Source organism: Shewanella olleyana (assembly GCF_023283825.1).
In the GTDB taxonomy this organism is placed as follows: domain Bacteria; phylum Pseudomonadota; class Gammaproteobacteria; order Enterobacterales; family Shewanellaceae; genus Shewanella; species Shewanella olleyana.
Genome location: NZ_JAKILD010000021.1, coordinates 83,650 through 94,450 on the forward strand (window position 1 = coordinate 83,650; position 10,801 = coordinate 94,450).

Consider the following 10,801-nt stretch of genomic DNA (forward strand, 5'->3'; position numbering starts at 1 on the left):
CTTGTTCTTGTTCTTGTTCTTGTTCTTGTTCTTGTTCTTATATATACCGTTGTTTGTAGCTCTGATGAATTTTCCATTTAATTTAGTGAACTTGATGCTTTAATAACGGAATTTTCTTACAACTAATCTTTTAAACATGATTTTCAAATTTAATTCACATCTACTATAAATTAACCAATGGTCACATATCTTGTCAACCAATTTATGTTACCAACAAGTTCCTAAATATGTGCTATTGTTATTACCAATAACCTTTTGTTAACCAAGTCAGGGCTTACATGAAATCTGTTCTAGGACAATTAATTTTCAAAATAGGATTTGCGTTGACTAGGTAAACAGATATTATGTTAGTAATACAAGAAAATTGGTTTTAACCATTGAAGGACCAAAGATGAAGAGTAGGCGTATGTTTTGGCGCATCGTAGAAGAGATCGAAGCGTCTATTGCTAGCGGCGAATATACTCCTGGAAGTCGTTTACCTCCAGAAAGGGAGTTGGCTGAAAAGTTTGATGTTAGTCGACCGACAGTTCGTGAAGCAATAATTGCACTGGAAGTGCGTGAGAAAATTGAAGTTAAAACAGGCTCTGGTGTATATGTTTTACACTCTGCTAATAAAGCTGATCAATTGAATAAGATTAATGCATTTGAACTTACCCAAGCTCGTGCGCTTGTTGAAGGTGAGATTGCAGCACTTGCAGCTAACACTATCACAGAAGAAGAATTGGTTGAGTTAAATAAGACATTGATCATGATGGAGAATAAGTCATACGTTGAAGAGGCGGATGAAATGTTCCATCAAATTATTGCGAACTCCACGCGAAATGGTGCCTTAATTAAATCGTTTCAAAATTTATGGGCTCTTCGTGCTTCAAGTCAAAAAATTATTACTGACTATGCGAGTGTTTGTAGCAAGGATAATAAGAAAACCCTTGATGAACACACTTCTATTTACCAAGCATTGTTAGCGAATGATGCATCAGAAGCTAGGCTTGCAATGCATAGGCATTTTAACCGTTTAATTAATGTCCTTTTTGATACGGTAGAAGCGCAATCTTTAGAAGAAGTTCGTCGGAAAAATAGTGAGAAACGTGATTTATACTCGATTGATAATTTGGTAAACCGTATAGGATAACCAGCGTTTTATCGCTGACTTTATAAGTGTAAGTAATAAGTTCAAGCAACTTACATTAAAGCCTTTCTTCATGAAAGGCTTTTTTATTATCTAAATAACTATAAATTGATTTTTAATAAGTTTTTGAAATTATGTGCTATTTAATTCTATAAATGTAAAAAGGCCTCTCAATTGAGAGGCCTTTTTACATTGTTCCAATCGAGGGGGAATGATTTGGAACGAACTTACCCGATTAAAACAATAGATTTTAGTCACAGCTTTGACAGCTATTGCTCATCTTTGATAATTCTCTATCTAATGCGTTGATTATTCTTACAAGGTTTAAAATAAATAATGTAGCTTTGACCCTAAATATCACACTTCAAAGTGGATTTTAAACACTGCCAACATAGATTTATGATTAAGTATCAAGCCTAAAATTAATACAATTATAGCCAATCACAAGAAAATTCATGTTGATTTGGCGAGTGTTTCAGCGTTTTTTGCATTTAAAATTCAATCTATAAAAACAATATTGTTAACTGTTTGTTACTTGCTATTTCGGTGTGAATTGCCATTTTTATAGCCTTGTTATGGTTCACAATAGCGCTGAAATATATATGGTGTCAACCAGTTTGCCTTGGTTGTATTACCAATTTCGTGTTGGTTATGACCATTTTTATACAAAAGTGTGATCAGCTCTATGTTAGGGGGAAGCAAGAAGAGTTTGAGCGTAATAGTTAAGGCTATTAAGGAGTCAGTTGGTGCGTTGATATGATCTAACTTGTGTTGTTTAGGCTTACGATTTTTGGTCGACACAGATTAATGACTAACAGAGTAATTTTAATTAAGAGCGCTTATTTAAGCGCTATAAGCTAAGTGCTATGAGCTATGAGCTATGAGCTATGAGCCTGTTTATCCAGCCCATAGTCTTAGCTTAAGATTTATTGAGAGGCTTGTTTAAAACAAATAAAAAATGAAAATAGCCTTATTTACGAGCCTGTAGAATGACGAATTTACCGTTAGAAGCAACCGTTTTACAGTTTTTAAATATCCGCTGGAGTTTGATGTGATATGACAAGTGACGATTACCAACCACTTGTAATAGCCCACCGGGTGCAAGCCTTCTACGAGCATCGAGGAACATCTGCCAGGCAATATGATCTGTTATAGCCTCACCTTGGTGAAAAGGAGGGTTACACAGTACCAAGTCAGCACTGATTTCACTGTCTAAATGGGTGAGGCAATCATCCCAGTGAAAATGCCCTAAATCAGCTGGGAGTTTATTAAGTTGCCAGTTATGCTGACTGGAAGCCACGGCCATTTCAGAGTCATCAACAAAGTGAATATTCGCATTAGCATAAAGCTGAGCGGCTCTTAAGCCTAAAATACCATTGCCACAGCCTAAATCGATGACGGTATTAAATTCACCTTTTGGCATATTATCGAGCATTATACGTGCGCCAATATCCAGTTTATTTGCCGCAAAAACATTACTTAAGTTGCTAATGGTTAAGTTTAATTCGTTTACTGACCAAGTCACCTCTTTAACACTCGGGCGTACTTTCCCGTCAGCTACACAAGTGATAACCCGTGTTTTTTTCCAGGTTAAACTTGCTGATGCAGGACCAAGGTTTTGCTCAATAATTGCAAGTAGCGATTTATTGATACTTTTAGCTTTAGCGCCAATAAGTACTTGGGTTCCTGCTGGTAACACCTGAGATAAGCGTTGTAGCTGATGAGCAAAATAAGTCAGGTTTTTAGGGAGCTTCATCAAAACCAGTTGTGTATCGACAGGTAATAATTCGCGGCTATTGAAGCGAATGATGTTGTCTTGCTCTAAGCGGTTATCGGTTAAATTTTGTAGAGCGCCCAATAAACCCGTTTTGGCATCGGTTTCGACAGCTAGGGGCCAAGAAGCGTCGATACGAGTTATTGCACACTGTAGGGCGCCAAAACTGTCATTAATAATGGCCGTTTTTGTTGGTAATACTTCTTCGTCTACGATGTGTTTTATCAGATGTTCGTCAGCAGCGTCCCATGCCTGAAGATTTGAATCTTGCTGTTTGGGATAGCGGTATAAATCTAATTCGATACCTGCACATGAAAACTGACTAACAATCATTATTTTTTACCTAAAACGTACGCAATGAATAGCCGGTAATTATCGCAGATTCGCTTGAATTGTGCGAGGTAAGTTAATCGGTAGCAGCCTGAATCAATGATTTATTGTTATCGTGCTTAGGTTTGCTATTAAAGTGGTCAATGAGTACCATCAATTAATAGATAACTTGATTTATTACAAAGGAATTGTATGAACGGTGCAGGTGGTACCTCAGGCGGCATTGGGTCATTTTTTATTGGCTTAATTATGATGTGTGGTGGCTTTTATATGTTACTTAAAGCAATAAAAGTCACTAGCTCTTTTGGTTTTAGTCATAGCCTTTACAATGTCGGTGGGATTGGCTTAACCAGCGGGATGATTATGATCCCATTTATGTTCGGTATTGGGCTGATGTTTTATAACGCCAAGAATATTTTTGGCTGGATCCTAACTTTTGGCTCTTTAGTTGGTCTAATTTTCGGTGTTATCAGTTCAATTAATTTCCGTTTCAGTCATATGAGTGCATTTGACCTGATTGTTATTTTAGTCCTGAGTGTTGGTGGGCTAGGGATATTTTTACGCTCGCTGAAGACCATTGACTCTAGCGTGAAAGAATAAGCGATACGCCTATTTAACATAGATTTTTTGTTTGTCGCCATAGCTTAATATGGCATTAACTAATCGAATTTTAGTAAGCTTTAAGGCTCTATTGTTCTTACCTCATCTATCAGCCAATAACTCTGCTCGCCAGTGATTTAGTGGCTGATATTATGCTTTTATGAGAGTTCATTTTGACTACACATACTTCCTCACCAGCTGCAGACATTAAATCTTCACCTTCTGCTTCTCCTCAACATTCTGTACTTGCTTGGATTATGACGTTTCTAAAACCATATCGAATGAAAGTACTGGCGGCGGTGGTGTTTTTGTTTATCGGCTCTTTCGCATGGTTGTCATTGGGTCAAGGCGTAAAGATGATGGTTGATGAAGGCTTTGTTGCCGACAATGCTGAGCGTTTAAATGAAATTGTTTTATTTATCCTAGGTATCACGGCAATTAGTGGAACCGCAGTTTTTTGTCGATTTTATTTAATGACATGGCTTGGTGAGCGAGTGATTGCCGATATTAGATTAACGGTATACAACCACCTATTAAATCTATCTCCTGCTTTTTTTGCCGAACAGCGCACAGGCGAAGTCATTTCACGTTTTACTGCAGACAGCACATTATTACAAAGTGTGGTTGGCAGTAGTTTATCGATGGCCTTTCGCTCAACGGTGACAGTACTTGGCGCGATGGTGATGATGGCCATTACCAGCCTTAAACTAACAGGTTTAGTGCTTTTAGCTGTGCCTATGGTGTTTATTCCAGTGATTTTTTTGGGTAAGAAAGTACGTCAGTATTCTCGTAAGAGCCAAGATAAAGTCGGTGATTTAGGCGCCTATATCGATGAGACATTGCACGAGATACATACAGTGCAAGCTTATGGTCATGAGGGTAAAGATAGAAGCGTTTTTAATCTCCAAGTTGAATCAGTGATGACAGCGGCAAAAGCGCGTATTTTGTATCGGTCAATTTTAATATCGTCAGTGATGTTTTTAAGTATTGCAGCAATTGCTGTGGTGCTTTGGGTTGGTGCTCAAGATGTGATGCAAAATAATATCAGTGCAGGTGAGTTATCAGCCTTTATGTTTTATGCGGTGATGGCTGCAGGTTCTGTAGCAACAATTAGTGAAGTTTTCAGTGAAATACAACGTGCGTCAGGTGCGGCTGAAAGGTTAATCGAATTAGTGCACACACCTATTGATATTCCTCAAGAGATCTCGCCGTTAGAGTTACCTGCTAAAGTTAATGGCAATGTCAGCCTTGAAGGACTACGTTTTGCCTACCCTAGTAATAAAGAAGATGTCATTAAGGGCATAAATCTCAGTATTCAAGCGGGTGAAAGGGTAGCTTTGGTTGGTGAAAGTGGCGCAGGAAAAAGCACCTTGTTTGAATTATTGTTACGCTTCTATCAGCCTAAAGCGGGTAAGGTGATGTTAGATGATATTGATATTTCGAAGCTGAGTTTAGAGCAGCTTAGGGAGCAATATGCGTTAGTCCCGCAAGAGTCGGTAATTTTCGCCACCAATGTATTTGAAAATGTCCGTTACGGACGAGTCGATGCAAGTAAAGAAGAAGTGGTTCAAGCATGTATAACGGCAAAAGCAGATGACTTTATAAGAGAGCTTTCAGATGGCTATGATACTTATCTTGGTGAGCGCGGGGTTAAGTTATCGGGCGGCCAAAAACAGCGAATAGCCATTGCCAGAGCCATATTAGCTGATAGACCGATATTGTTATTGGATGAAGCAACTAGTGCTTTAGATGCGGTTAGTGAAGTTAAGGTAAAACAAGGCTTGGATAATTTAATGGCAGGCAGAACCACATTAATTATTGCTCATAGGCTGGCTACAGTGATTAATGCAGACCGTATTATTGTGCTTGAGAAAGGGCAGGTTGTTGCACAAGGCACCCATCAAGAGTTAATGCTATCCAGTGATGTTTATAAAGAGTTTGCCAGTTTGCAGTTGCTGACTGAGCAGTGTTAACTTGAGCATTATTTGAGTTAATCTCGATATGATAAAAACGCCGTTATCCAAAGAGGATAACGGCGTTTTTGCTTTAAAAAATTAAGCTTGTTTTGCTAGTTTATTTCCTAATTAAAAGCCTAGTTTAATTACTGGTATAAACATTAGTTTAATCGCTTAGATTTAATCACTTAGGATAACCAAAGGGAATTACGTTCTAAGCTCGCGACGTAAAATTTTACCCACTGTGCTTTTTGGTAATTGCTCTGTGAATTCAATAATGCGAGGGATCTTATAAGCGGTTAATTGGCTGCGGCAATAATCAGAAATGAGCTGTTTAGTTTGAGCCTCATCTATTGATGCTTCTTTTAGTACTATGACAGCCTTAACCGCTTCACCTGATTTATCATCGGCTACACCTACTACAGCGCATTCAAGTATTAACTCATTTTGTGATAATACATCTTCAACTTCATTAGGATAAACGTTAAAGCCCGATACGATAATCATGTCTTTCTTACGATCGACTATTTTGTGAAACCCTTCTTCAGTGGCTACCGCAATATCACCGGTTTTAAAGTAGCCGTCAGCAGTCATCACTTTTGCAGTTTCTTCAGGCTTTTCCCAATATCCTTGCATGACTTGCGGTCCTTTAACGGCTAGCTCTCCTGCATCACCTAGCGCGACTTCTTCATCGTTGATACCCAGTATTTTGACATCTGTTTCCAGTACTGGCTTGCCGATAGTGCCAAGTTGCTGGAACCCTGGTGCATTCAAGCTCACAACCGGTGACGTTTCTGATAATCCATAACCTTCTGAAATCATGCAGCCGGTTGTTTTTTGCCAAACGTCCGCAGCAGCACTAGTGAGAGCAGTACCGCCAGAGATAGTAATGGTTAACTTACTAAAATCGAGTGCTTGAAAGTCAGGTTGATGACAAAGACCCACAAATAAAGTATTCAAGCCTGCAAACCCAGTAAAAGGATAACTTGCCATGGTTTTAATAAGCCCGCCAATATCACGTGGATTCGGAATTAATACCGAGCAACTACCTGACTCAAAATAGAGAACTAGGTTAACCATAAAGGCGTAAATGTGATAAATCGGCAATGGTGCAACAAAAATATCTTTACCTGGTGTCATGGTGCTAGCAATACGAGATTTAACTTGTGCTGAATTGGCTAACATATTACGGTGTGACAGCATCGCACCTTTAGATAAACCTGTGGTGCCGCCTGTGTATTGCAGTGCTGCTAAATCAGTTTGTTGAGGTTTTACGGGGGAGTATTCTGCTTGATCACCGAGAGCTAACATCTGATTGAATTCGATTTTGGCAAAGGGTGTTTCAGGCTGTGGCTGCGGGTTGATTAAATCCAGAGCATGGGTGCTAATAACCAGTGAGATATCGGTTTTTTCAATGACATTATTCAACGTAGGCAGCAGATCTGATAGCACGACTAACGCTTTGGCACCTGAATCATTGAATTGGTGTATGAGTTCTCGCTCTGTGTATAACGGGTTGGTATTAACAATTATCAACCCTGCTCGAATAGCCCCATAAGCTGCAATGACAAATTGAGTGATATTAGGTAATTGAATAGCTATCCGATCACCTGCAACTAATGAGCTTTGGTTTTGAATGTAAGCAGCAAATTGACGAGATGCCTGCTCAATTTCACTAAATGTGGTTTGTTTGCCTAAACAGGCATAAGCCACATTATCCCCATAACGTTGGCAAGTTTGCTCGATTAAGTCGACCAGAGACTGGTACTGGTTTAGATCAAGCTTTGTATCTGCATCATATGCCATGTCTACCACCTTATTTTTTTATTTTTTACAGGTAATCAAACGAGCGTTTAGATTAGTGCTGTTTTGTATAAAAGGTCAACACAATTATCAATTATCGCTTTAATAAATATAGAGTTTTTACTCCATTTTATTTTGGCAGCTATTTATACAACTAAAGTGCAATTGATGGTTTTATAAACTGGTTACGGACATTTACCTAGGTCTTTCTAATTAAGTTATCGCTTAATTGCAGGTTATTAAACTGCTTCAGGAGGTGTAAGGTGGTTTTTTTAGTTTAATTATCTAATTCTTGGTTCAAAAGCCGTTGATTATTTTGACTAATAATAGAAATTGTTAGCAATTAGGTTTTATTTGTTATAGAAATGTAACTGCAAATGGAGTTACTTCATTTTGGGAGAGACAGAAATTTAATCAACTTGTGTGATTTAAACACCTGTCACAAGCGCATAAATATAATAAAGAGACACAAATGATGACTAATCTTAAAAAAAGGAAGTTTGGCTTAAATTCGCTAAGTCTTGCCGTAACAGTTGCTTTAGCTGGCTCTGTTATATCTACACAAGCAATGGCAGAAGATGAAGAAGTCGCAGAGAATGTAGAAAAAATTGCCGTTGTTGGTAGCCGTGCAGCACCTCGCTCAGTGGGTGAATCACCGGTACCAGTTGATATTATTAGTGCTGATGATCTAAGAAAAAATGGCTCAACTGACATGATTGATATGTTGGTAACCTCAGTCCCCTCATTTAACTCACGTGCACAACCTATTAGTGATGCTGCAACACTTGTGCGTCCAGTAAACCTACGTGGTTTACCATCTGACAGTACTTTGATTCTAGTAAATGGTAAGCGCCGCCACCGAGCCTCTGTCATTGCTTTCCAAGGTGGTGGTATCAATGATGGTGCCCAAGGCCCCGATATTTCAGTTATTCCAAGTATTGCACTAAAGCAAGTCGAAGTGCTTCGTGACGGAGCTGCAGCGCAATATGGCTCAGATGCGATTGCTGGTGTGATGAATTTCCAGTTAAAAGATAGCGCTGAAGGCGGTTCAATTAGCATCAGTCAAGGTGAATACTATGAAGGTGATGGTGCTACTACAACGATAGACGGCAACATTGGCTTACCTTTAACAGATGCAGGTTTCGTTAATATCAGTGCGCAATATAAAACTGCTGATGCAACCAGTAGAAGTGTTCAACGTCCTGATGCGGCGAACTTAATAGCCCAGGGTAATGACAACGTAAATGATCCTGCACAAGTTTGGGGTAACCCAGAAATTAATGATGATTATACTGTGTTTGTAAATGCAGGTTTTGACCTGAATGATAAGCATCGTATTTATGCTTTTGGTAACGTATCTTCACGCGAGGCTATTGGTGGTTTCTATTACCGTAATCCCCATAACCGCGGAAATGTTTATTCAGTTGATGGTGGTGAGAACTTATTAGTAGGTGCGGTCAATGGAGACCAGTCAACTTGTGCTGCAGTACCTATTCCCAAAAATGCAGATGGCTCCGATGGAAATGTGCTAGATACTGCTGCATATGCAGCAATGGTAGCTGATGCTAACTGTTTTGCAATGAACCAAGTACGTCCAGGCGGTTACACGCCACAATTTGCTGGTACTATTGAAGATATGTCTTTCTTTGCTGGTGTTGAAGGCGAGTTTGGCGACTGGATGTATGACGCAAGTGCAGGCACTGGCTCAAACAAATCAAGCTTTAGTTTATATAACTCGTTAAACCCTTCACTTGGTCTAGCCGCTAATCCAGAAGATACTCAAACTGATTTTGATACTGGTGCTTATGAGCAAGTAGAAACCACTGTCAATTTGGATTTCTCTCGCTTCTTTACTCTAGGTTCAGTTGAAGATATTAGTTTTGCGACAGGTTTTGAATGGCGTGAAGAGTCATTTGAAATTACCCAAGGGGAAGAAGCATCTTGGATAGCGGGTCCGTATGCTGATCAAGGTTTTAATATTGGTTCTCATGGTTTTAAAGGGTTTGGTCCTGAAGCAGCGGGTAAGAATGACCGTAGTAATATTGGTATCTATGCAGATGTTGAAGCCTATTTAACTGATGACTGGTTATTAGGTGTTGCACTTCGTTATGAAGATTTCTCAACCTTTGGCGATACGTTAAATTATAAAATTTCAACTCAATATTCATTCACTGATTATTTATCAGTGCGTGCATCGCACAGTACAGGGTTTAGAGCGCCAACTGTAGGCCAAGAAAATGTTGTTAACACTCAAACCTCGATTGTTAATGGTGATTTGATCCAGACCTTTATTGCACCTCCAACGGATCCATTAGCGGCATTTTATGGCGGTGAAGTGTTAGAGCCTGAAGAGTCAGTTAACTATGCGATTGGTACTGTGTTTGAGTATGACGATTTCTTCTTAACTGTTGATTACTACAACATTGAAGTGACAGGGCGTATTGCTCAGTCAAGCCAGATTGCGGTTGAACCTGAAGATTATGATGACTTACGTGATGCAGGTGTTGAGTTTCCTGAATTAATTTCTGCAGTAACTTATTACACCAATGATTTTGATACAACGACTCAAGGTGTTGATATCGTAGGTTCATATGAAACTGAGTTACTTGCCGGTGACACTATGTTTAGCCTTGCATATGGCTGGACTGACACAAATGTCGATAAGTTTGACCCTAATACAACTGACGAAGGTAAGGTTCGCCGCTTAGAAGACGGTATTCCAGCACATCGTGCGACGCTAACATGGGGCCAAACGTGGGATGACGTAAGTATCTCGTTACGTGGTAATTACTTTGGTGAGTACTATGCAACTCATGCAGATGACACGTCTGATTGGGGGTCTGAAACAGCGGATTCAGCTGTCACCATTGACTTAGAAGTGAGCTATACCATGTTTGAACAGTTGACTCTGTCTGTTGGCGCTAACAACTTGTTTGACCAAAAAGCGCAAGAACTTAAAGATGGTACCAAAGGCGAGCTAGGTGCAGTTTACTATGAAAGTGGTCCATTTGATTACAATGGTGGATTTTACTACGGTAAATTAAGTTACGTGTTCTAAAGGCATTTTAAGGTTTGAACAAAAAAGACTGCTTAGGCAGTCTCAGACTGCTGACAAAGCCCTAGACATTCGTCTAGGGCTTTGATCTAATAGAAGTACAGATAATAACCAAGTTTATCATCATGCTTCGAGAGCCTAGTCCACAACAATAT

The 10,801-nt window shown here is 39.3% G+C and carries 6 protein-coding genes; 4 read left to right on the forward strand and 2 right to left on the reverse strand.

The features are described 5' to 3' along the window. Window positions 1–391 precede the first annotated feature (391 nt). Window positions 392–1,132 carry a FadR/GntR family transcriptional regulator gene (locus L2735_RS15285; protein ID WP_248985531.1) on the forward strand — a complete coding sequence of 247 codons (741 nt, stop codon included), beginning with the start codon at window positions 392–394 and terminating at the stop codon, window positions 1,130–1,132. 967 nt (window positions 1,133–2,099) lie between these two features. Here L2735_RS15285 and L2735_RS15290 read toward each other — a convergent pair. After that, window positions 2,100–3,233, reverse strand: a complete 1,134-nt coding sequence (locus L2735_RS15290) for a methyltransferase (RefSeq protein WP_248985540.1) — start codon at window positions 3,231–3,233, stop codon at window positions 2,100–2,102. Window positions 3,234–3,425: 192 nt separating this feature from the next. Here L2735_RS15290 and L2735_RS15295 point away from each other — a divergent pair, with 192 nt between their 5' ends. Then, entirely contained in the window at window positions 3,426–3,833 is a 408-nt protein-coding gene (locus L2735_RS15295; RefSeq protein ID WP_248985532.1) for a hypothetical protein, read from the forward strand. Between the two features lie 173 nt (window positions 3,834–4,006). Further along, window positions 4,007–5,806 (forward strand): ABC transporter transmembrane domain-containing protein, encoded by a 1,800-nt coding sequence (locus L2735_RS15300; protein WP_283104664.1) that lies wholly within the window; start codon window positions 4,007–4,009, stop codon window positions 5,804–5,806. 189 nt (window positions 5,807–5,995) lie between these two features. On the opposite strand, the gene L2735_RS15305 is transcribed toward L2735_RS15300, so the two are convergent. Then, window positions 5,996–7,594, reverse strand: coding sequence for an AMP-binding protein (locus L2735_RS15305; RefSeq protein WP_248985533.1), 1,599 nt, complete (start codon window positions 7,592–7,594; stop codon window positions 5,996–5,998). Between the two features lie 469 nt (window positions 7,595–8,063). On the opposite strand from L2735_RS15305, the gene L2735_RS15310 reads away from it, so the two are divergent. Then, window positions 8,064–10,649, forward strand: coding sequence for a TonB-dependent receptor plug domain-containing protein (locus tag L2735_RS15310; RefSeq protein ID WP_248985534.1), 2,586 nt, complete (start codon window positions 8,064–8,066; stop codon window positions 10,647–10,649). The last annotated feature ends 152 nt before the right edge of the window (window positions 10,650–10,801 follow it).